General features: G+C 71.9%; 15 protein-coding genes and 1 pseudogene. 5 read left to right on the top strand and 11 right to left on the bottom strand.

The annotated features are described in order from the left end of the window. Both MKL01_RS05930 and MKL01_RS35645 read left to right on the top strand, forming a co-directional pair. On the top strand, window positions 1–3,253 hold a 3,253-nt coding region (locus tag MKL01_RS05930), incomplete at its 5' end, for a glycosyltransferase (protein ID WP_243904295.1). Next, window positions 3,250–3,969, top strand: coding sequence for a CatB-related O-acetyltransferase (locus MKL01_RS35645; protein ID WP_279604420.1), 720 nt, complete (start codon window positions 3,250–3,252; stop codon window positions 3,967–3,969). The genes MKL01_RS05930 and MKL01_RS35645, both read left to right, overlap by 4 nt. 55 nt (window positions 3,970–4,024) lie before the next feature. On the opposite strand, the gene MKL01_RS05920 is transcribed toward MKL01_RS35645, so the two are convergent. From MKL01_RS05920 to uvrA, 8 genes are all read right to left on the bottom strand, one after another. Beyond that, window positions 4,025–4,747, bottom strand: coding sequence for a glycosyltransferase family 2 protein (locus MKL01_RS05920; RefSeq protein WP_243904294.1), 723 nt, complete (start codon window positions 4,745–4,747; stop codon window positions 4,025–4,027). Window positions 4,748–5,086: 339 nt separating this feature from the next. Next, on the bottom strand, window positions 5,087–6,289 hold the full coding sequence (locus tag MKL01_RS05915) for a Zn-dependent hydrolase (protein WP_243904293.1): 1,203 nt from the start codon (window positions 6,287–6,289) through the stop codon (window positions 5,087–5,089). 200 nt (window positions 6,290–6,489) lie between these two features. Further along, window positions 6,490–7,917, bottom strand: a complete 1,428-nt coding sequence (gene trmFO, locus MKL01_RS05910; protein WP_243904292.1) for a methylenetetrahydrofolate--tRNA-(uracil(54)-C(5))-methyltransferase (FADH(2)-oxidizing) TrmFO — start codon at window positions 7,915–7,917, stop codon at window positions 6,490–6,492. Window positions 7,918–8,093: 176 nt separating this feature from the next. After that, entirely contained in the window at window positions 8,094–8,240 is a 147-nt protein-coding gene (locus MKL01_RS05905; RefSeq protein ID WP_243904291.1) for a DUF1127 domain-containing protein, read from the bottom strand. A gap of 306 nt (window positions 8,241–8,546) precedes the next feature. Further along, entirely contained in the window at window positions 8,547–8,807 is a 261-nt protein-coding gene (locus MKL01_RS05900; RefSeq protein ID WP_243904290.1) for a GCG_CRPN prefix-to-repeats domain-containing protein, read from the bottom strand. 169 nt (window positions 8,808–8,976) lie between these two features. Beyond that, window positions 8,977–9,951, bottom strand: coding sequence for a S1C family serine protease (locus MKL01_RS05895; protein WP_243904289.1), 975 nt, complete (start codon window positions 9,949–9,951; stop codon window positions 8,977–8,979). Between the two features lie 313 nt (window positions 9,952–10,264). Then, window positions 10,265–11,281 (bottom strand): transporter, encoded by a 1,017-nt coding sequence (locus MKL01_RS05890; protein ID WP_243904288.1) that lies wholly within the window; start codon window positions 11,279–11,281, stop codon window positions 10,265–10,267. 506 nt (window positions 11,282–11,787) lie between these two features. Next, window positions 11,788–14,976, bottom strand: coding sequence for an excinuclease ABC subunit UvrA (gene uvrA / locus MKL01_RS05885; RefSeq protein ID WP_243904287.1), 3,189 nt, complete (start codon window positions 14,974–14,976; stop codon window positions 11,788–11,790). 426 nt (window positions 14,977–15,402) lie between these two features. Between uvrA and MKL01_RS05880 the strand changes: the two genes are divergently transcribed. Together MKL01_RS05880 and ggt are read left to right on the top strand one after the other, a co-directional pair. After that, complete coding sequence (locus tag MKL01_RS05880; RefSeq protein WP_243904286.1) at window positions 15,403–16,581, top strand: MFS transporter; 1,179 nt, start codon at window positions 15,403–15,405, stop codon at window positions 16,579–16,581. Window positions 16,582–16,665: 84 nt separating this feature from the next. Beyond that, a complete protein-coding gene (gene ggt, locus MKL01_RS05875) occupies window positions 16,666–18,435 on the top strand; it encodes a gamma-glutamyltransferase (RefSeq protein WP_243904285.1) in 1,770 nt (589 codons plus the stop codon). Window positions 18,436–18,475: 40 nt separating this feature from the next. On the opposite strand, the gene purD is transcribed toward ggt, so the two are convergent. The 3 genes from purD to MKL01_RS05860 all read right to left on the bottom strand — a co-directional run bounded on the left by purD (window position 18,476) and on the right by MKL01_RS05860 (window position 21,471). Continuing rightward, a complete protein-coding gene (gene purD / locus MKL01_RS05870) occupies window positions 18,476–19,750 on the bottom strand; it encodes a phosphoribosylamine--glycine ligase (protein WP_243904284.1) in 1,275 nt (424 codons plus the stop codon). A gap of 96 nt (window positions 19,751–19,846) precedes the next feature. Then, a complete protein-coding gene (locus tag MKL01_RS05865) occupies window positions 19,847–20,161 on the bottom strand; it encodes a hypothetical protein (protein WP_243904283.1) in 315 nt (104 codons plus the stop codon). Window positions 20,162–20,235: 74 nt separating this feature from the next. Next, complete coding sequence (locus MKL01_RS05860; RefSeq protein ID WP_243904282.1) at window positions 20,236–21,471, bottom strand: oxalate decarboxylase family bicupin; 1,236 nt, start codon at window positions 21,469–21,471, stop codon at window positions 20,236–20,238. Between the two features lie 191 nt (window positions 21,472–21,662). Between MKL01_RS05860 and MKL01_RS05855 the strand changes: the two are divergent. After that, window positions 21,663–22,020: pseudogene (locus tag MKL01_RS05855) on the top strand (efflux RND transporter periplasmic adaptor subunit); the annotation flags it as partial.

The following is a 22,020-nucleotide window of genomic DNA, read 5'->3' as shown; positions in this document are numbered from 1 at the left end:
CGAGGCGCTGGCCCTGCGGGTCGAGACCCTGGCGCCCTGGTTCGACGCCGCCCACTACCGGCGCGGCCTCGACGAGGCCCAGGCCGAGGCGCTGGCCGGCGCCTCCGACGCCGCGCTGCTGCGCCACTACGTCGAGGGCGGCTGGCGGGCCCTGGTGAGCCCGCGCCCGGACTTCGACCCGGCCGGGTTCGTGCAGGCCCGCGCCGGCAGCCGGGCGGTCCGGGACGACCCGTTCTTCCGCTACGTCGCCGAGGCGAAGCTCACCGGGCAGACGCCGTTTGCCGAGCCGCACCGGCTGAACCTGCCGGCGGTGGACGCGGACTGGTACCGGGCGACCTATCCGGATGTCGGGGCGATGCAGCCCTACCTGCACTTCGCCGGCGCGGGCTGGCGGGAGCTGCGCGATCCGGGCCCGGGGCGCTCGACGCTGGCGGCGCTGCTGCGGGTCTGCGGGCTGCGCCTGGCGCGGGCGCCGGTCGAGGACACCGGCTGGCTCGGGGCGATCGGTGAGCCCGCGGACCGGGCGGCCGTGCTCGACCTGCAGGCGCGGCTGGTGGCGGGGCATTTCGACCACGCGTTCTACCGGGCGCGCTACGGGCTGTCCGCGGAGGCGGATGCGGTGCGCCACTATTGCGACGCCGGCTGGCGCCAGGGCCGCAACCCCAGGCCCGACTTCAACGGCTGGGCCTATCGCGCGCATCATCCCTACGTGGAAGCTACGGGGATCGCGCCCTTCGTCCACTTCCTGGCGACGGCGCTCCTGCGCGGCGCGGATGTCTCGGATGCCGGTTTCGATCCGCGCTACGGCACCATGCCCACCGAGGAGGATGCGGAGCTCTTTGAGCAGGCCCGGCTGGTCGAGCCCCTCTTCGACGCGCCCTGGTACCTGAGGCGCTATCCCGACACCCGCGGCTTCGAGAACGGGCCCGTCATCCACTTCCTGTCCCACGGGCAGGAGGAGGATCGCGATCCGAGCAAGGCCTTCTCGACCCGGTTCTATCGCCGGGCCTACGGGCACCTGTTCGGTCTGGGGGAGTCGCCGTTCCTGCACTACGTGCGCACGGGCCGGGCCGCCGGGCTGATGGCCGCGCCCGAGGACCTCGGCACCTATCCGCCCATGACGGCCCCCGAGCCGCACGACTGGGACGGCCTGCCCCTGGCCCTGCCCATCGCCGAGGCCCGCGTCGTCGTCGTCGTCCCGGTCTACAAGGGCCGCGGCGAGACCCTGCGCGCCCTCCACGCCTGCCTGTCGGCCCCGCAGGCCACCCCCTTCACCCTGCTCGCCGTCAACGACCGCTCCCCCGACCCCGCGCTCGCCGCAGACCTCGCCGCCCTGGCCGCGCGCGGCCTGTTCCACCTCGTCGAGAACCCGCACAACCTCGGCTTCGTCGGCTCGGTCAACCGCGCCCTGTCCCTGCGCCAGGGCCGCGCCGTCGTCCTGCTCAACTCCGACGCCCAGGTCTTCGGCGACTGGCTCGACCGCCTGGTCGCCCATGCCGAGCCCCCTGCCGAGCCTCAGGCGGGGGCCGAGGCCGGCGCGGGGCTGCCCGTGGCCAGCGTCACGCCCCTGTCGAACAACGCCACGATCTGCTCCTACCCGCGCTTCAACGCCAACAACACCATGCCGCTCGAGATCCCCCGGCCCGACCTCGACCGGATGGCCGCCCGGATCAACCGCGGCCGCGCCGTGCCCGTGCCCACCGGCGTCGGCTTCTGCATGTACATGACCGCCGCCGCCCTCGACGCCGTCGGCCCCCTCGACGCCGAGGCCTTCGGCAAGGGCTACGGCGAGGAGAACGACTGGTGCCTGCGCGCCACCAAGGCCGGGTTCGTCAACCTGCTCGCCGAGGACGTGTTCGTCCACCATGCCGGCCAGATCTCGTTCGGGCTCGACCCGGGCGGCGAGTACGACCGGGGCCAGGCGGCGCTGCTGGCCAAGCACCCGGACTACCCGGCCCGGGTCGGCCAGTTCGTCCAGGCCGATCCGGGCCGGCGCGGCCGGGCGCGGATCGACCGGGCGCGGCTGGCCCGGCACTTCGCCGGCCGGGCGCTGCTGTTCGTCACCCACAGCTGGGGCGGGGGCATCCAGCGGCACATCGACGACATGATCGCCCAGGCCCGCGCCGAGGGCGCCAGCGTGGTGCTGCTGCAGATCGACCGGACCCGCAACCTCGAGGTGCACGTCTCCTACCGCAGCGCCGAGTTCCTGTACCTGCCCAACCTCGACAGCCTGTACCTGCCGCGCGACGCCGACGAGCTCGCCGGGTTCATCGCGGCGCTGGCGCCGCGCCTGATCCACGTGCACTCGCTGGCGGGGCTGCGCTGGGCGGCGGCGCGGGCGCTGATGGACCTGGTGGCGGGCTCGGGGGCCCCGTACGCCTGGACGCTGCACGACTACTCGCCGGTGTGCCACCGCAACCACCTGGTGCAGCCGGACGGGCGCTATTGCGGGCTGGCGCCGGTCTCGGCGTGCCGGGCCTGCCTGGCCGGGGACGCGGACGGGTTCGAGGAGCCGGACCCGGGCGAGCGGCGGGCGGCGTTCGGGGCGTTCCTGGCCGGCGCCGCGCGGGTGTTCGCGCCGTCGGCCGACACGGCGGCGCGGATCCGGACCGTGTACCCAGACCTGCCCGTGACGGTGCGGCCCCACGCCGAGCCCGAGCGCGCCGTGCGCGACACCACCCTGCACCGCCCGGGCCGCATCCGCCGCGTCGCCGTGCTGGGGGCGATCAGCGCCACGAAGGGCGGCCTGTTCCTGCAGGCGCTCGCCACCGACGCGCAGGACCGGGAGCTACCTTTGCGGTTCTCGATCGTGGGCTTCTCCGACCCGGCGCTCGCCGTCGGCCTGGAGCGGGTCGGGGTCACCCAGACCGGGCGCTATCACGGCGACCCCGAGGCGCTGGACCTCGTCTGGCGGCTCTCCGCCGACATGGTGCTGCTGCCGGCGATCTGGCCGGAGACCTACTCGTACGCCCTGACGCTGGCGCTGCGCACCGGCCTGCCGGTGGCGGCCTTCGACCTCGGCGCCCCGGGCGAGCGGCTCTCCGCCTGTCCGAACGGACACCTGATGCCCACCGCGCTCGCAACCGACCCCGCCGCCTTCAACGACCGGCTGCTCGCCATCGACGTCTCGGAAACCGGCCGGCGCTCCGGGCCGATCCGGGCCGCCGAATACGGAAACCTGCTGCGCGACTATTACGGCCTGGACCCGGTACCGGCCGGGACCGAACGCCCCATCGACGAGGACGCCGCATGATCTCCGTCAACGAGGACATGAAGCAGGCCATGCTTCAGCGCGGCATCTCGGCGCTGCACCCGGCCCCGTTCGGCCTGCCGGAGGACTGCACCTTCGAGCCGCCGTGCAGTATCAAGTGGATGGGGATCGACTACTGCCTCACCATGGGGGCGTTCTCGTACGCGGTGAGCGGCTACTATTTCGGCGCCGACATCGCCCGCTACTGCTCGATCGGCGAGAGCGTGCAGGTCGGGCGCGGCAGCCACCCGGTCCATTGCGGCTCGACCTCGCCGCTGTTCTACACGCACCACTCGGCGGTGTTCGACCGCCTCGACCCGCGGGCGGCGGATTACGAGATCTGCGGCCCCTACCTGTGGCCCAAGCGCGTGCGCATCGGCAACGACGTCTATATCGGCCACGGCGCCTTCCTGATGCCCGACATCACCATCGGCGACGGGGCGATCATCGGCGCCATGGCGGTGGTGACCAAGGACGTGCCGCCCTACGCGATCGTGGCGGGCAGCCCGGCCCGGGTGGTGAAGATGCGCTTCCCCGACGCGCTGATCGAGCGCTACCTGAAGGTGCAATGGTGGCGCTACGCCTTCTGGGACCTGCGCCAGTGCTCGATCACCGATCCCGAACAATTCCTCGACGCCGTGGAGGAGAAGATCGCCGGCGGGATGCAGGAATACCGGCCGGACTGGATCCCGATCCAGTCGCTGGTGCCGGGGGGGTGAGGATCGGCGCCGGCGCGAGACGACGCCGAGTCCGGCCCCGTGCGTCCCCCCCTCCTCAGGTGCGACCGAGCACGAACCGGCGTTTCTCGTCCTCCGGGAGTGCCTCCCAGTAGATCTGCGACGACCGGACATAGGCGAGATCCACCGTCCCGCTGGGCGGAGGCTCGCCCCGGCCGGTGTAATGGACAGCCCATTTCGTCTTGTAGTTGGTCGTGGCCAGCTCGGTCCGGGCGATCCTGAAGCCGCGGCTGTTGATCGCCGCCCAGATGACGCGATCCCCCATGCCGCTGAGCTGGACCGGCATCGTCGCCCAGGCGGCCGCGATCTCGATCGCCGAACGGCTCAGCATGACCGTGCCCGTGTCGGCGAATGCCGAACCGTCGCTCTCCCAGTCGAAGGGGTCGAGGATGCTGCGGTCGAGGCGGCGCAGGATCCTCCGGCACACGCCGATATCCGCGTGCGCGCGGGTCATGAGTCCGTGGAGGCTCGAGACGTGGTCGCTCTGGAGCCAGTTATCCGCATCCAGGAAGCCCACGTAGGCGGCACCGGTCTGAAAGGCATGCAGGGCGCCTACGCCCCGCGCGAAGTTGCCCGCATCCCGATGGGCCGAGGGCAGAATGACATGTTCGCAATCCCACTCCGCGACCGCCGAATTCGGATGCCCGTCCGCCACCATGATGTGGCGCACCGTCATGTCCTGCCGGAGAACGCTCTCATGCGCGACGGACAGTTCCTCCGTGTCTTCCTTGTAGTAAGGCGTCACGATAGCAACATTCATAATCCGTCACCGAAAAAACGCGCAGTCTCAGAATACATCTCGCGGGATCGGACTATATGTCGTTGTAATTAAAGCCATCATGGCAATATGAACGGCAGATCGACACGGATATCGTAGCCCATGCCGGCTTGCGCGGAGCTGTCTTCGCGGTGATGCGCTATCGCTTTCTCGGCCTGACCGACCGATATCCCGTCGGGGGAAGGCGAGTCCTTGCCTGAAACCCGATGCGACGCGCGACCCTGGCGGGTCGAAGCCTGCGACGCGCGTGGTCTGAGATCGGTTGGCGCCCGCTTCGACGCCCGGACTCATCACGCCCCGGCGCCGGCCGGGGCCCGTCCCTCACCCCGCCAGCACCCGCGCCGCCGCCGCGCCCAGCGCCCGCACGCCGTACACCAGGTCGGCGTCGGCGGTGTCCTCCGCCCAGTGGTGGCTGATGCCGCCGATCGAGGGCACGAACAGCATCGCGGCCGGCAGGATCCGGGCGACGTTCTGGGCGTCGTGGCCGGCGCCCGAGGGCATCATCTGCCAGCCCCCCGGGCAGACCGCCTCGGCGGCCTCCGTGAGGGCGGCCATCAGGCCGGCGTCGCAGGCGGCCGGGACCGCCTTGGAGAGGGCCGTCAGCGTCGCGGGGCAGCGCTCGCGCCGGTTCGATTCGCGCACCAGAGCCTCCAGGCAGGCCTCCATCCGCTCCAGCACCGGCACCGACACGTCGCGGAACTGGAAGGCCACCTCGGCGTGGCCCGGGATGATGCTGTAGCCGCCGGGATCCAGGGTGATCCGCCCGGTGGTCCAGGTGCTGCGCGGCCCGCAGACCCGCGGGAAGTCCCGGTCGATCGCCGCCAGCAGCCGGACCGCCGAGAGGCCCGCGTCCCGGCGCTCCGCCATGGTGGTGCCGCCCGCGTGGTCCTGGTTGCCGGAAAACTCGATCCGGAACTGCCAGATCGCCACGATGCCGCTCACCACGCCGAGATGCAGGCCGGCGGATTCGAGCTGCGTGCCCTGCTCGATATGCATCTCCAGGAAGCCGCGGTAGCGGGCCGGGTCGAGCCGCATCCGGGGCAGGCCGGCGAGGCCGGCGGTCGCGAGCGCCGCGCGCAGGGGCGTGCCGTCGGTGCGGTTGCGGGCGGCATCGATCTCGGCCTCGGTCAGGTCGCCGATCGCCGAGCGGCTGCCCAGGAAGCCGCCGGAGAAATGCCCCTCCTCGTCGGCGAAGGCGACGACGTCGACCGGCAGCCCGGCCCGGGCCAGCGCCACCCCGGCCACGACGCCGAGCGCCCCGTCGAGCCAGCCGGCCTCGTTCTGGGTCTCGATGTGGCTGCCGACCAGCAGATGCGGGCCGGGGCCGCGATGGCGCCCGAGCACGTTGCCGATCCCGTCGATGGCGGCCTCCAGCCCGCAGGCCTCCAGCCGCGCCATCAGCCAGCGGCGGGATTCCATGTCGGCGGCCGAGAAGGTCGGCCGGTGGACGCCGGTGCGGAAGCGTCCGATCGCGCGCAGTTCGTAGAGGTCGGCCAGGAAGGCTTGGGTGTCGATCTCGGTCATGCGGTCCCCGGAGGCTGAGCATTCCAGCCGTGCAAGGCCTGTGCGCACAGTCGGGGTTTCCAAAGGGCTTGCAGCCCTTCGGCGGGGTGTCGGGGCTTGGCCCCGACGCTCGGGCTTGGCCCCGACAGCAGGGCGCTGCCCTGCACCCGCAAACGGTCCCGGACCTTTTGAATCCGGGACTTTGAAGACGCGACGTGGCGCTATTCCGCCGCCGCGGGTTTCCAGTCCATCGGCGGCTCCGCCGTCATCCAGGCGGCGAGGTCGGCCCGGGCCCGGTCGGTGAGCGCGCGCTTCTTGAGCGCCGCCTTCTCGGGCCCGCGCAGGCGCCGGCCGGTCTCGTTGCGGGGCGCCTGGGCGAGCGGCGGGAACAGGCCGAAATTGACGTTCATCGGCTGGAACGAGCGCGGGGCGTTGGCCTCGCCGTCCGCCGCCACGTGACCGCCGGTGATGTGGGTGATGAGCGCGCCGAGCGCCGTGCTCTGGGGCAGGGGGCTGAGCGGCCGGCCCGCCGCCTCGGCAACCGCGAAGCGGCCGGCCATCAGCCCGACCGCGGCGCTCTCGACGTAACCCTCGCAGCCGGTGATCTGGCCGGCGAAGCGCAGGGCCGGCCGGGCCTTCAGCCGGAGGGTGGCGTCGAGGAGGCGGGGGCTGTCGAGATAGGTGTTCCGGTGCAGGCCGCCCAGCCGGGCGAACTCGGCCCGCTCCAGGCCGGGAATCGTGCGGAAGATCCGCACCTGCTCGGCATAGGTCAGCTTCGTCTGGAAGCCGACCATGTTGTAGAGGGTCCCGAGCGCGTTGTCCTGGCGCAGCTGCACGATCGCGCAGGGCTTGACCAGGGGGTCGCGCGGGTTGGTGAGCCCCACGGGCTTCATCGGGCCGTGCCGCAGGGTCTCGGGGCCGCGCTCGGCCATCACCTCGATCGGCAGGCAGCCGTCGAAATAGGGGGTGCCCTCCCACTGCTTGAACCCGATCTTCTCCCCCGCCACGAGGGCGGCGACGAACCCGTCATACTGCTCGCGGGTCATGGGGCAGTTGAGATAGTCGGCCCCGGTGCCGCCCGGTCCGGGCTTGTCGTAGCGGGACTGGAACCACGCCACCTCCATGTCGATCGAGTCGCGGTGGACGATCGGCGCGATGGCGTCGAAGAAGGCGAGGGAGTCCGCGCCGGTGAGCCCGCGGAGACCCTCGGCCAGGCCGGGCGCGGTGAGCGGGCCGGTGGCGACGATGCAGGGCCCCCACGCCTCCGGGGGCAGGCCCTCGACCTCGCCGCGCACGAGGGCGACGTTGGGGTGCTGCTCCAGCGTCCGGGTCACCGCGGCGGAGAAGCCCTCGCGGTCGACGGCGAGCGCCCCGCCCGCCGGCACCTGGTGGGCGTCGGCCGCCCGCATGATCAGCGAGCCCAAGCTGCGCATCTCCTGGTGCAGCAGCCCGACGGCGTTGCCCTCGGGGTCGTCCGACCGGAACGAGTTCGAGCAGACGAGCTCGGCCAGCCCGTCCGTCTGGTGGGCCTCGGTGCCGCGCACCGGCCGCATCTCGTGGATCACGGCGCGATGGCCGGCCTCGGCCACCTGCCAGGCGGCCTCGGACCCGGCGAGACCGCCGCCGACGATGTGGATGGTCTGTGTCATGGCCGACTTAAGCATCATTGGCCGGACGGGTCACCGGTTCCCGGTGAAAATCACGCCGGCGGATGCGGCGCCCCCGGGCCGGATCGGCACCCCGGACGCGCGAAGGACCGCCGCCCGGGTCGACGGGCGGCGGTCCTTCGAGGCTCTCGCGAACAGGTCCCGCGCGACCGCCGGGATTAGACGCGGGCGACGCCGCGGATCTCGCTGCGGCTGATGCCGAGATCGGCCAGATCGCGGTCGGAGAGGCGGGAGAGCTGGGTAACCGTGTCGCGATACCGGAGATAGGCGCGGACGCGGCTCAGGACGCTACGGGCGGCGGACATGATATGCTGTGACCTTTGTTCGGGCAGACGACGGCGCTCTGTTGCGCATCGCTGCCTCTTGTTGGTGCAACGCACATATAAGCCCGCCGCAGCGCAGCAGGAGTCGTAAGGTCAAGCACCAGATCTGCAGTGATTGCATGCCCCGCTTAAGATCTCGGCAACCATTCCGGCTGGTCATTCTTTAGGCGCATGCGGAGCCGGTCTCCGGATGCGCGAAGGGCGCCCCGCCTGTCGGTGGGGCGCCCTCGGGCCGGGCGGCGGCGGGCCCGCACACCGTCCCGGAGATCGGGACGGTGCCGGCGCGCCTCAATAGAACGGGCGCGGGCCGTAGAAGCCGTAGGGGCGGTAGAAGGGCCGGGGCCGGACGTAGCCGCCATAGTAGATCGGCCGGTGCCAGTACCCGTAGGGGCGGGGGCCCCAGTTCGGGCGGCAGATGCCCCAGGGGTTGGGATGGAAGCCGGGGCCGCAGCCGCCCGCCGCCTGGGCGGACCCCGCAAGCCCCAGACCGCCGGCGATCGCGGCGGCCATAACGAGCACCTTCGCGCGCGGCGCGCTCAGAATCGCCATGACTGGATCTCCTCAGTGAGCCCGGCGGATCGGCAGCCGGTCTCGGGAGATTTGCCGCCGCCGCCTGAACCGACGCTGAGCCACAGGTTGTATCTGATACAGGCTCGCGGCGGCGAGCAGGCAACGCCGTGGATGCCGCAATGGTTGCACCACCGCGCCCGGGCGCGCCTCAATGCAGCGAGGGCGTGCGCAGGAACCGCTCCCGGTCCCCGGAGACGAGGGCGAGCTTCACGCCGCGCCCTTCGCGGCGGACGGTGAGCGGCACCCGTACCCCCGCCTCCCCGAGCGCCCAGACGCTGCGGAACAGGGCGGCGAGATCCGCCACGGGCTCGCCCGCCACCGCCTCGATGACGTCGCCGGCCTGCAGGCCGCCGGTCTCGGCGGGGCCGCCGTCAGCCAGCCCCATCACCACGATGCCCTCCTCGCTCTCGGTGGCGTAGAGGCCGAGCCAGGGGCGCGGCGGCCGGTTCGCCCGCCCCCGCGTGGCGAGGTCGTCGAGGATCGGCGGCAGCAGGTCGATCGGCACCACCATGTTGATCGGACGCGCGCTGCCGGAGCCGCCCTGCTGCAGCTGCAGGGAGCCGATGCCGAGCAGGTCGCCCTGGGGGCCGATCAGCGCGGTGCCGCCCCAGTGCGGGTGCGACGGCGCGGTGAACAGGGCCTCGTCCAGCACGTATTCCCAGTAGCCGGCGAATTCCTGCCGGGCGACGACCTCGACGGCCACGCAGCGCTGGCGCCCGCCAGCCCCCGCCAGAACCGCCCGGTCGCCGGTCTTGAGCCCGGCCGAGCGGCCGAGCGGCAGGGCCGGCACGCCGAGGTCGCCCAGGGCCTGGACGAGGCCGAAGCCGGTGGCGGCGTCGAAGCCGACCACGTGGCCGGGCACCGAGCGGCCGTCCCGAGTGGTCAGCCAGACGCTGTCGGCCTCGGTGACGAGGTAGCCGATGGTGAGCACCAAGCCGTCCTCGCGGATCACCACGCCGTTGCCGGCCCGCTCGGTGCCCAGCGTCTCGGCCGTGAAGGCACTCTCCGGCACCCGCGCCGACAGGGCCAGCACCGCCGAGAGCGCCCGGTCGAGGTCGTAGCCGTAATCCGCAGGCCTGGGCTGGGCCTGCGCGGGGATCTTCCACTCGCCCTGCGTCGCCATGATCGTCCTTTGACTCGGGTTCCTTCGGCTCGTCCGCCGGTGCCCCGGCAGCATCCGGGCGCGCGAAAGGGCACAAGATAGGATGTCCTGGCGGCCCGCGACACCCACGGGACGGCATCGGCACGCCATTCACCGCATGGAGGCGATCGAAAACCGCCCGGCCGCGGCCGGTAGCGGAACCGCCGCCCGGGCAGGGCCGGCGGTCAGACATGAAAAAACCGCCCGGCCGGAGCCGGGCGGTTCGCCGCCCCGAGGGGACGGTCTGTTCGATCGACCGGGTCACCCGCCGCCGCGGCGGCGGGTGACCGGGGTCTCAGTACTTGCGGACCAGCGGCGCCGGGATCGGCGAAGCGGCGGGGGCCGGCGAGTACAGCGGCACGATGAACCGGATCCAGCCGTCGGTGGAGTAGTCGCTGCGGGCGCGGCTGAACGGCGTGGCGGCGATCTGCGCGCCGGTCACGACGTCGCGGGCGACGTAGGCCTGGACGGTGAAGATCTTGAAGTCGTAGCCGACGAGACCGCCGAGGGCGAAGCGGCCGCGGTTGCCGACTGCTGCGCTGAACTGGCTGATGTCGAAGTTGTAGGTGCCGTAGCCGACGGCGCCGATCTCGAAGTTGCCGAACTTCTTGGTCGCGGTGAGGTCGAAGTTCAGGGCGTCCGACAGGCGCAGCGGGCCGATGGCGGCGCCGACCTGGCCGGGGAAGCGGCCGGGCGAGTCGTAGATGTTCGCGGTCAGGTTGGCGGTCAGGTTCCAGCCGTCACCGGTGTAGCTGCCGGCGATGCCGAAGCGGTAGGTGTTCGAGGAGAGCTGCGGCAGGATGGGCGTACCGACCGGGCTGACGCCGTAGGGCGAGGCCGGATTGGCGCGGAAGCCGCCGTTGAACAGCGAGCCGCGGTCGCCGTCGAGGTCGTTCAGGTACACGCCGCCGAGCAAGCTGACGCCGAAGTTGCTGCCGAGGTCGAAGGCCCAGATGCCGCCGACGAAGGTGCCGACGTTGATCGAGATGTCCTTGTTGCCCTGGCCCGCCGGGTTGCGGGTGAAGGCGAACACGGTCGGGGGCGCCACGAGCAGCTCGACGCGGCCGCCGAGCGGAACCAGCGGGGTCGACCACACGAGGACCGGGATGTTGACGGCCGTGTCGGCATCGTTCCGGCCGTCGGTGCGGCGGTAGGTGAACGTGTTGATGGCGTAGATGCCTTCCGGCAGCGGCGCGCCGACGGCGAGGCCGACCTGCTCACCCGGAACCGTGGTGGTCTGCGCCTGCGCGATCGTCGACGTCATGCCGACCGTGAGCGCGACCGTACCGGCCGCGAGCCAGTGTTTCATCATTTTCTCGTTCCTTCCCAAGGTCACACGGCATCCGTCCCGCATTCGGCACTTCCCTGCCGGTCTGCTCGCTTGATGCGGCTGCCGGCTTCGGAACCTGCCGAGCGCCCCCACGGAGCCTGCCCGTCTCAACGTCTGCGACTATTCTACAGAGACCTGCGGAAAGACAGTGGAATGCTCGCTGAAAGGCCAGAACCGGCTCAACCGTTGCGCAAAAGCCGCATTTTTGCGGCGATGCAACACTATCCCCAACCATGATAGCGAGGATCGGAACGGCAAAATAACGTTGAACGGTCAAGCTGTTGCCGGCCGGGATCGCGGGAGGATCCGGCAAGGGCCGGCGGGCAATCCGGTCACCCGCCCGGCCGGGCGCCCCGGCGTGAATCCGCCCCCCGGACGGGCCGGCGCCGGGTCCAGGGCGGGCTCGACAGCCGCCGGACAGCCCGAATCAAGGCCCGCGCGGGCCGTCCCCCGGCGGGAACCCGGCAGAATCTGCCGCGTCGGCCCCGCTACCCGGCGGCACTGCGACGGGCAGCGGGGGCGGCCGGCGCGGCGGGGCGCCGTTCCAGCACCTCGCGCAGGAACCGGCCGGTATGGCTCGCCGTCGACCGGGCGATCTGCTCCGGCGTACCCTGCGCCACCAGCCGGCCGCCGCCGTCGCCGCCCTCGGGGCCCATGTCGATCACCCAGTCGGCGGTCTTGATCACTTCGAGGTTGTGCTCGATCACCACCACGGTGTTGCCCTGGTCGACCAGCTCGTGGAGCACCTCCATGAGCTTGGCGACGTCGTGGAAGTGCAGGCCGGTGGTCGGCTCGTCCAGGATGAAGAGGGTGCGCCCGGTGGCGCGCTTCGACAGCTCCTTGGAGAGCTTCACCCGCTGGGCCTCGCCCCCCGACAGGGTGGTGGCCTGCTGGCCGACATGGACGTAGTGCAGGCCGACCCGCTTCAGGGTCTCGAGCTTGTCGCGGATCGCCGGCACCGCCTTGAACAGCTCCGCCGCCTCCTCGACGGTGGAATCGAGCACGTCGGCGATGGACTTGCCCCGGTACTTCACCTCCAGGGTCTCGCGGTCGTAGCGCTTGCCCTTGCACACGTCGCAGGTGACGTAGACGTCCGGCAGGAAGTGCATCTCGATCTTGATGACGCCGTCGCCCGAGCAGGCCTCGCAGCGCCCGCCCTTGACGTTGAACGAGAAGCGGCCGGGCTGGTAGCCCCGGGCCTTGGCCTCCGGCAGGCCGGCGAACCAGTCGCGGATCGGCGTGAAGGCGCCGATATAGGTGGCGGGGTTCGAGCGCGGGGTGCGGCCGATCGGCGACTGGTCGATGTCGATGACCTTGTCGAGGTGCTCCAGCCCCTCCAGCCGCCCGTAGGGGGCCGGGTGCTCCAGGGCGCCGTTCAGCTTCTTGGCGACCGCCTTGTAGAGGGTGTCGATCACCAGGGTCGACTTGCCGCCCCCCGAGACGCCGGTGATGCACGTGAAGGTGCCGAGCGGGATCTCGACGTCGACGTCCTTCAGGTTGTTGCCGCGTGCGCCGAACAGCCCGAGCTTGCCCTTCCGGCCCTTTCGACGCGCGGTCGGGGTCCGCACGGACATCTCGCCCGTCAGATACTTGGCGGTGAGCGAGGCCGGGTTGGCCAGCACCTCGGCGGGGGTGCCCTGGGCGATGATCTCGCCGCCGTGGATGCCCGCGCCCGGGCCGACATCGACCACGTAATCGGCCTGCAGGATCGCGTCCTCGTCGTGCTCCACGACGATCACCGAGTTGCCGAGGTCGCGCAGACGCTTGAGCGTGCCGAGCAGGCGCTCGTTGTCGCGCTGGTGCAGGCCGATCGACGGCTCGTCCAGCACGTAGAGCACGCCGGTGAGGCCGGAGCCGATCTGCGAGGCCAGTCGGATGCGCTGGCTCTCGCCCCCCGAGAGCGTGCCGGAGCCGCGGGCCAGCGTCAGGTATTCGAGGCCGACATCCACCAGGAAGCTCAGCCGGTCGCGGATTTCCTTGAGAATGCGAACCGCGATCTCGTTCTGCTTCGCGGTCAGCTTCTCCGGCAGCTCCGAGAACCAGCGATGCGCCTCGGAGACCGAGAGCGCGGTGGCGTCGGCGATGTCGGCCATGGCGACCTTGACGGCCAGCGCCTCGGGCTTCAGCCGCTTGCCGCCGCAGGCCGCGCAGGGCGTCTCGCTCATGAAGCGCCCGATCTCCTCCCGGACGGCGTCCGAGTCACTCTCCTTGTAGCGGCGCTCCAGGTTCGGGATCACGCCCTCGAACGGCTTGTTGACCGTGTATTTGCGCAGGCCGTCGTCGTAGGCGAAGCGGATCGCCTGCCGCCCCGAGCCGTACAGCACGACGGCGCGGGCCGCTTCCGGCAGGCTCTGCCAGGGCACGCCGGTCTTGAAGCCGTAATGCTCGGCCAGCGCCTCCAGGGTCTGGCCGTAATAGGGCGAGGTCGACTTCGCCCACGGCCCGACCGCGCCGCGCTTCAGGCTGAGGGCGGGGTCGGAGATCACCAGCTCGGGATCGATCCGCATCTCGTGGCCGATGCCGCCGCAGGTCGGGCAGGCGCCGAACGGGTTGTTGAACGAGAACAGCCGCGGCTCGATCTCCGCGATGGTGAAGCCCGAGACCGGACAGGCGAAGCGCGACGAGAAGGTGATGGTCCGGGGCGCCTCGCCCTCGAGGGCGTCGGCGAACACGACCTCGCTGATGCCGTCGGCGAGCTCCAGCGCCGTCTCGAAGGAATCGGCGAGCCGCGCGGCGATGTCGGCCCGGACCACGATGCGGTCGACCACCACGTCGATGTCGTGCTTGAACTTCTTGTCGAGCTTGGGCACGTCGTCGATGGCGTAGTACTCGCCGTTGACGCGCAGACGCTGAAAACCCTTCTTCTGGTATTCGGCGATTTCTTTTCGATATTCACCTTTTCGTCCGCGGACCACCGGGGCGAGCAGGTAGAGCCGGGTCTTCTCCGGCAGCTCCAGCACCCGGTCGACCATCTGCTGGACGGTCTGGCTCTCGATCGGCAGGCCGGTGGCCGGGGAGTAGGGGATGCCGACCCGCGCCCAGAGCAGGCGCATGTAGTCGTAGATCTCGGTGACCGTCCCCACGGTGGAGCGCGGGTTCTTGGAGGTGGTCTTCTGCTCGATGGAGATCGCCGGCGACAGCCCGTCGATCTGGTCGACGTCGGGCTTGGACATCATCTCCAGGAACTGGCGGGCATAGGCCGAGAGCGACTCGACGTAGCGGCGCTGCCCCTCGGCGTAGATCGTGTCGAAGGCCAGCGACGACTTGCCCGAGCCCGAGAGCCCGGTGAACACCACGAGCTTGTCCCGGGGGATGGTCAGGTCGACGTTCTTGAGATTGTGCTCCCGGGCGCCCCGGACCGCGATGACCCGCCGGTCCAGGTCGGGCGTCGGCGCGGCGTCGAACAGGGCTTCCAGCTTGGCGTCGACGGCGGCCTCCGCGGCCGCCTCGGGCCGGGCGGATCTCTTTTCGGACTTGGCGCGGACCGGCTTGGGCAAGGATGCCTCGGGCGAAGACATCTTGGGCGAAGGTGTCTTGGCGGGGGCAGGAGCCTTCAGCGCGGTCTTGGCTGCGGTCTTGGCTGCGGTCTTGGCAGTCGCCTTGGCGGCAGTCTCGGGAGCGGCTTGGGCGGCGCCGGCGCGGCTTGCGGCACGACTTCCAGCTTGGGCTTTGGCCATGAGGGCGGCGGTCTTTCGAGGCGTCGACGCAGTCGGATCGGATCCGGATCGGATTCGCGCGCGGGCCAGCCGCCGCTCCGGCTCATGTCGAGCCCGAGGGGGCCCGCGGCAAGATGCGGCCGGCGGGACGCAGGCCCGTCATGCGCCGTCCTTGCTAGAACGAAACGCGTACGGCGGCAACCGCTCGGTGCAGTGCCAGCTGTCTTTGCGAGCGGAGCGAAGCAGACCGGTTGGCGCAACACTTCCCGGTGCCGCGCTGCCCTGAGCCACTTCGCTCCACGCGTGATGACGGAGAGCGTGATTAAGCCGTATGGCTCGACCTCTCCCTCATGTTGCGTCGCGATAGCCAAGGCCCCACGTCGCGTCTGACAGATTTCGGCGTGCGCTTTTCTGTGCCGCCCAGACTTTCCTCACCGACAGGTGCCGATGCCAACGCTCGACGCGACCGCCCCGGCCGCCCTCCGCGGAGCCGACCGCCACGCCGCAGGCGCGCAGCGCCTGTCCACCCGGCTGCTGTTCCTGATCGTCGGCATCGCCAACGCCACCTGGGCGCCCCTCGTGCCGCTGGTGAAGGCCCGCGCCGGCCTCGACGAGGCGGGCCTCGGCCTGCTGCTCCTCACCTTCGGCGTCGGCTCGATCGCGGCGATGCCGAGCGCCGGGGCGGCGGCTTCGCGGTTCGGCTACCGGCCGGTCCTGCTCGCCGGCACGCTGGCGCTGGGCCTGACCCTGCCGGTGCTCGCGCTCGCCTCCGGGCCCGCGGCGCTCGCCCTGGCGCTGCTGCTGTTCGGGGCCGGGATGGGGGCGGTGGACTGCGTCATGAACCTGCAGGCCGTCGCGGTGGAGCGCGGGAGCGGGCGGCCGATGATGTCGGGCTTCCACGGGCTCTACAGCCTCGGCTGCATCCTGGGGGCGCTCCTCGCCAGCGGCCTGCTGGCCGCGGGGTTCGGCGCAGGCTGGAGCGTGCTGCTGTTGGTCGGGGGCATCGCGGTCCTGTTCGCGGCGGCCTGGCCCGGCATCCTGCGGGCGGACAAGGTCGGGGAGCGCAGCGGTACCGCCCTCGCGCTGCCCCGGGGCCCGGTGCTGGTGCTGGGCCTGCTCTGCTGCATCGTGTTCCTCACCGAGGGCGCGGCCCTCGACTGGAGCGCCCTGTTCCTGATCCAAAGGCGCGGGCTCGATCCGGCCTGGGCGGCGCTCGGCTACGCGGCCTTCTCGGTGACGATGACGGCCGGCCGGCTCGCGGGCGATGGGATCGTGGCCCGGCTCGGGCGGCGGCGGGTGGTGGTCCTCGGCGGCCTGCTGGCGGCGGCCGGCCTCGGGCTCTCGGTGGCGGTGCCGGCCTGGGAGGCGACGCTCGCCGGCTACGCCCTGGTCGGGGCGGGCTGCGCCAACATCGTCCCGGTCCTGTTCACCGCGGCCGGCCGGCAGACGGCGATGCCCGAGGCGGTGGCGGTGCCGGCGGTGACGACGCTGGGCTATGCCGGGGTGCTGGCGGGCCCCGCCCTGATCGGCTTCGCCGCGCAGGCTTTCGGCCTGCCGGCCTCGCTCCTGCTCGTGGCCGCCCTGCTCGTCGGCGTGGCGGCGGCCGGGCGATACGTGCGGGTCTGATGAGCCGGGCGGCGGGACGCCCCGCCCGCCCTATATGGCGCCCTGCGCCGGCCGCGGCGCGGGAGCCGCAGGGAGAGGCAGGGGATGATCGCATCGGCACGCGCGCTGTTCCTGGCCGCCCTGCTGGCCCTCGGAGGCCCCGCGGCCCGGGCCGCCTCGGGACCGGCCGTGGAGGCCGAGAACGGCATGGTGGTCTCGTCCCAGCGCCTCGCCTCGCAGGTGGGGGCCGACATCCTCAAGGCCGGCGGCAACGCCGTCGACGCCGCGGTCGCGGTGGCCTACGCCGAGGCGGTGGTGAACCCGTGCTGCGGCAATCTCGGCGGCGGCGGCTTCCTGGTGCTGCACAGTGCCGCCGGGCAGAGCCGCTTCGTCAATTTCCGCGAGACCGCCCCGGCGGCCGCGAGCCGGGACATGTATCTCGACGCCTCAGGCAACGTCGTGAAGGGCGCGAGCCTGCGGGGCTGGAAGGCCGCGGGCGTGCCCGGGACGGTGCTGGGCCTCAACACCGCGCTCGCCGCCTACGGGACCCTGCCGCTGGCCCAGGTGATGGCACCGGCGATCCGGCTCGCCCGGGACGGGTTCGTGCTGACGCGGGGCGACACCGACATCCTCGACTCCGGCACGGCGCTGTTCGCCGCTCAGGCGAACGTCGCCCGCGTGTTCCTGCGCCCGGACGGCAGCCCCTGGCGGCCCGGGGACCGGCTGGTCCAGGCCGACCTCGCCCGCACCCTCCAGGCCATCGCCGACCACGGCTCGGACGCGTTCTACAAGGGGGCGATCCCCCGCGCCGTGGAGGCGGCGTCGCGGGCGGGCGGCGGCCTGCTCACGGCGGCCGACTTCGCCGCCTACACGGTGACGCAGTCCGAGCCGCTGACCTGCCGCTACCGGGGCGCCACCATCCTGTCGGCGCCCCCGCCCTCGTCGGGCGGCACCACGCTGTGCGAGATCCTCGGCATCCTCGACGGCTACGACCTGCGGGCGGCGGGGTTCAACTCCGCCCGGAGCGTGCACCTGATGGTCGAGGCGATGCGGCGCGCCTATGCCGACCGCAACCTGCTGCTCGGCGACCCGGCCTTCGTGGACAACCCGGTCGCCCGGCTCCTGTCGCCCGCCTACGCGGAGCAGCTCCGGGCCTCGATCCGGCCGGACCGGGCGACCCCCTCCGCCGAGATCCGCCCGGATCCCGGCGGGGAGACGCGCGAGCGGCCCGAGACCACCCACATCTCGGTGATGGACAAGGCCGGCAACGCGGTGGCGCTGACCTACACGATCAACGGCTATTTCGGCGCCGGGGTGATCGCCGGCGAGACCGGGTTCTTCCTGAACGACGAGATGGACGACTTCACGGTCAAGACCGGGGTGCCGAACCTGTTCGGGCTCGTCCAGGGGACACGGAACGCGATCGCCCCCGGCAAGCGCCCGCTCTCGTCGATGGCGCCCACCCTGGTGCTGCGCGACGGCCGGGTCGCCCTGGTGGCGGGCTCGCCGGGGGGCTCGCGGATCATCACCATCACCGCGCAGACGATCCTCAACATGCTGGATTTCGGCATGGAGCCGCAGGAGGCGGTGGACGCCCCGCGCATCCACCACCAGTGGCTGCCCGACACGGTCTACGCCGAGCCCTTCGCGCTCTCGGCGGACACGCAGGCGCTCCTGCGGGGCATGGGCCACACGCTGGTCGAGCAGACACCCTGGGGCGCCCAGGAACTCATCGCGGTGCGCGCCGCCGCGCCGGCCGCCCCGGGGGCGGCCTCTTCGGGCAACGACGCCTCGCGCACGGAGCGGATGCGGCCGGGCCTCCTCTACGGCGCCAACGACAACCGCCGCCCGGCCGGGGCGGCGGTGGGGGAGTAGCGGGGTCCCGAAGGGCCCGGACCTTTCGGGTCCAGGCGTCTCACCGCTGTCCGGCCTCCCGGGCGACCGCCCGGAACCCGATGTCGTGCCGGCAGAACCCCTCCGGCCAGTCGATCCGGGCCACCGCCGCGTAGGCGCGGGCCTGGGCGTCGGTGACGCTGTCGCCCAGCGCCGTGACCGCCAGCACCCGGCCGCCCTCGGCGAGCAGATGTCCGCCCTCGGCGCGGGTCCCGGCCTGGAACACGAACACGCCGTCGCCCTCGGCGGCCTCGACGCCCCGGATCACGGAGCCCCGGACCACGGCCCCCGGGTAGCCGGCCGCCGCCATCACCACGGCAAGGGCGGCCCGGTGGGCGTCGAATTCGAGGGTGACCCCGGAGAGGTCGCCGTCGCTCGCCGAGAGCAGGGCGGGCACGAGGTCGGAGGCGAGGCGCGGCATCAGCACCTGCGCCTCGGGGTCGCCGAAGCGGGTGTTGTACTCGATCAGCTTGGGGCCGTCCGCGGTGAGCATCAGGCCGGCGTAGAGGATGCCGGTGAACGGGCAGCCCCGGGCCCGCATGCCGGCGAGCGTCGGCATGATGATCTCGGCCATGACCCGGGCCTCGATCTCCGGGGTCACGACCCCGGCGGGGGAATAGGCGCCCATGCCGCCGGTATTGGGGCCGCGGTCGCCGTCGAACACGCGCTTGTGGTCCTGCGCGGTGCCGAGCGGGATCGCCCGGGTGCCGTCGCACAGGGCGAAGAAACTCGCCTCCTCGCCGAACAGGCATTCCTCCACCACCACCTCGGCGCCGGGCTCGGCGAAGAGGGCGGCCAGCGCGTCCTCGGCCTGGTCCAGGGTCTCGGCGACGGTGACGCCCTTGCCGGCGGCGAGCCCGTCCGCCTTCACGACGATCGGGGCGCCCTGGCGGCGGACATAGGCCAGCGCCGGCTCCAGGGCGGTGAAGCGCGCGAAGGCCGCGGTGGGGATGCCGCAGGCGGCGCAGAGATCCTTGGTGAAGCCCTTGGAGCCCTCGAGCCGGGCGGCGTCGCGGGTGGGGCCGAAGGCGCGGATCCCGGCGGCCTTCAGGTCGTCCACGAGCCCGGCGACCAGAGGCGCCTCGGGCCCGACCACCACTAGGCCGATCGCTTCCGCGGCGCAGAAGGCGGCCACGGCCGCGTGGTCGGTGACGGCGAGGTCGGGCCGGTTGGTCCCGTGGCGGGCGGTGCCGGGATTGCCCGGCGCCGTGAACAGGCGGGTGCAGAGCGGGCTCTGGGTCAGTCGCCAGGCCAGGGCGTGCTCGCGGCCGCCGGAGCCGATCAGCAGGATATTCATGCGCACGCCACCATGGGCCCAGTCTCTGGGCGAAGCCTGCTGGCGGGGAAAGGTTTTTTTCGGGCTGTCCCCGCTCTGCGCAGGTATCCCGGCCGCTCAGCAGCCGGTGCACACGCTCGTGTTGATGCCGCCGCCGCGCCGGACGAAGCCGTGGCGTCCGACATGGCGGCCTCCGTAGACGCCCCGGTAGGGCAGGGCGGGTCCGGAGGCGCCGAACTGGACATTGCGCTGGATCGACTGGTTCAGCGTGTTGTAGTCCGTCACCCGCTGCTGGTTGAAGGCGCGCAGCTGGCCCTGCAGGGCGAACGACGCGTTGGCGGCGTTGGGATCGTTCTGCTGCACCTGCGCCCGGGCGGCGCCCGCCGGGAGGGCGAGCGCCAGGGCGAGGAGCGCGCGGGACGCGGCGCGCATGGATCTCTCCGTGATCTGGACCGGGACGTGTCTTCGGGTCGACGCACCAGGATCGGTCCAGGTTCCGGGGCGCGTCAACCCGGCACGACCGGCGCCTTCGCGGCGGACAGCGCGTCGATCTGCTTGGGATCCAGCCCGGTATGGGCCCGCACCAGGGGGTGCGGTGTCAGCGCCAGCCACTGGGTCAGGGAGATGTCGGCGTAGCGCGGGCTCTTGAACATCTCCAGGAAGGTCAGCGTCGTGTCGCCGGTATTCTCGATGTAGTGGCCCATGGCGAAGGGCACGTAGCCCACGTCGCCCGCCTGGTAGTCGAAGGTCCGGGCCTTCGATTCCGAGCCGAACACCGTCATCCGGCCCTGGCCCGAGAGGTAGTACTGCCACTCGTCGCCGTTCGGGTGCCAGTGCAGCTCGCGCAGGCCCCCGGGCTCGACCTCGACCAGCGCCGCCGCGATGGTGACCGAGGCCGGGAACACCGTGGAATCGGTGATGCGCACGCTGCCGCCCCGGGTGCGGATCGGCTCCTGCGCCAGCATCCGGTGGCTGAATTTTTTCGGGATCTCACCGGCACCACCCATCTTGTCGGCCGAGAGCGGCCCCGGCGTCGGACCGGGGAAGATATAAAGCTCCTTCCGGGGAATCTTGGCGAAGGCGCTCTCGGGCAGGCCGAAATTCTTGGCCAGGATGTCGGTCGGCGTGTGCGCCAGCCAGTCGGTCAGCAGGAAGGTGGAATCCTCCGAGAAGGCGCCGTCGTCGAAGACGAGCAGGAACTCGCAGCCGTCGACCCCGTCGGCGGCAAGCCCCTGGATCGAGTGGGGGGTGCCGCCGGGGAAGTACCAGAGGTCGCCCTCGCCGACATCGTCCGCGAAGGTGCGCCCGTCCTGGTCGACCGCGGTGATCCGGGCCTTGCCCTTGATCATGTAGGCCCACTCGGCTTCCTTGTGCCAGTGCATCTCGCGGACCACGCCCGCCTTGAGCCGCATGTTGACCCCGGCCATGGCCTTCGAGACCGGCAGCTCGCGGATCGTGGTCTGGCGCGCCCAGCCGCCCTCTTCCAGCCGCATGTGGCTGTCGCTGAACGACCATTTCAGATTCGGCATCGTGCCGTGGTCGGTGGCGGGCGGGGCCAGGGTGAACGGCTCCTCGGCCGCCCGGGCCGGGTTGCGCGGCCCCAGGATGTCGGCACCCACGCGGTTGTCGGCGTCCTTGCTCCCGCGCTGAGGCACGGGCGCGGCGGATTGCGCCGCGGCGGAGGACGCCACCATCGCGCCGCCGGCGGCGGCCATGATGGCGCGTCTGGAAATCTCGGTCATTGTGGATCGGCCCCTGATGTTTGGCAGGGTAACCGGGCGCGGGCGCGCGGGATCCGGGGCCGGGCCGGATCCCGCACTGCGGCATCTCGCCCTGAACCCGCATGCGGACTATAAATTGAATACACTGCCGGATGCAGCGCGCCCGACGGGGCCGATGCGGCGGCTCATGCGCGGCGCGACCGGGGGCGAGGATGGCGAACGCGGATCGTTCAGCTGCGGGCGGGACGGGCGGCCCCGCGGCGGGCGGCCGCCTGTGGATCGCCCTGCTGGCGTTGGCGGGCGCCGGGTTCCTCGGATACCGCCACTGGCCGGACCAGTCCCGGGCGGCGAGCCCGCCGCAGCCGGCCGAAGCCAGGCCGCCGGGCGTGCGGGTCGCCCCGGCCGTGCGGGTCTCCGGACCGCTGAGCCTCACCCAGACCGGCACCACCCAGGCCTTCGACACGGCGAGCCTCTACCCAAGGGCGACCGGCTACATCGTCGAGCGCAGGGTCGATATCGGCACGCATGTGCGGAAGGGCGACCTGCTGTTCCGGATCAGCGCCCCCGACC

Source organism: Methylobacterium sp. J-070, assembly GCF_022829385.1.
Taxonomy (GTDB): Bacteria; Pseudomonadota; Alphaproteobacteria; order Rhizobiales; family Beijerinckiaceae; genus Methylobacterium.
This window is presented reverse-complemented; position numbering and strand designations above follow the sequence as displayed.

Excerpts from the sequence above, each read along its gene's own strand:
- purD (WP_243904284.1), bottom strand. The coding sequence starts at position 19,750 with ATGAATATCCTGCTGATCGGCTCCGGCGGCCGCGAGCACGCCCTGGCC.
- MKL01_RS05860 (WP_243904282.1), bottom strand. The coding sequence starts at position 21,471 with ATGACCGAGATTTCCAGACGCGCCATCATGGCCGCCGCCGGCGGCGCG.
- uvrA (WP_243904287.1), bottom strand. The coding sequence starts at position 14,976 with ATGGCCAAAGCCCAAGCTGGAAGTCGTGCCGCAAGCCGCGCCGGCGCC.
- MKL01_RS05920 (WP_243904294.1), bottom strand. The coding sequence starts at position 4,747 with ATGAATGTTGCTATCGTGACGCCTTACTACAAGGAAGACACGGAGGAA.
- MKL01_RS35645 (WP_279604420.1), top strand. The coding sequence starts at position 3,250 with ATGATCTCCGTCAACGAGGACATGAAGCAGGCCATGCTTCAGCGCGGC.
- MKL01_RS05895 (WP_243904289.1), bottom strand. The coding sequence starts at position 9,951 with ATGGCGACGCAGGGCGAGTGGAAGATCCCCGCGCAGGCCCAGCCCAGG.
- MKL01_RS05900 (WP_243904290.1), bottom strand. The coding sequence starts at position 8,807 with ATGGCGATTCTGAGCGCGCCGCGCGCGAAGGTGCTCGTTATGGCCGCC.
- ggt (WP_243904285.1), top strand. The coding sequence starts at position 16,666 with ATGATCGCATCGGCACGCGCGCTGTTCCTGGCCGCCCTGCTGGCCCTC.
- MKL01_RS05905 (WP_243904291.1), bottom strand. The coding sequence starts at position 8,240 with ATGTCCGCCGCCCGTAGCGTCCTGAGCCGCGTCCGCGCCTATCTCCGG.
- trmFO (WP_243904292.1), bottom strand. The coding sequence starts at position 7,917 with ATGACACAGACCATCCACATCGTCGGCGGCGGTCTCGCCGGGTCCGAG.
- MKL01_RS05915 (WP_243904293.1), bottom strand. The coding sequence starts at position 6,289 with ATGACCGAGATCGACACCCAAGCCTTCCTGGCCGACCTCTACGAACTG.
- MKL01_RS05865 (WP_243904283.1), bottom strand. The coding sequence starts at position 20,161 with ATGCGCGCCGCGTCCCGCGCGCTCCTCGCCCTGGCGCTCGCCCTCCCG.
- MKL01_RS05880 (WP_243904286.1), top strand. The coding sequence starts at position 15,403 with ATGCCAACGCTCGACGCGACCGCCCCGGCCGCCCTCCGCGGAGCCGAC.
- MKL01_RS05890 (WP_243904288.1), bottom strand. The coding sequence starts at position 11,281 with ATGATGAAACACTGGCTCGCGGCCGGTACGGTCGCGCTCACGGTCGGC.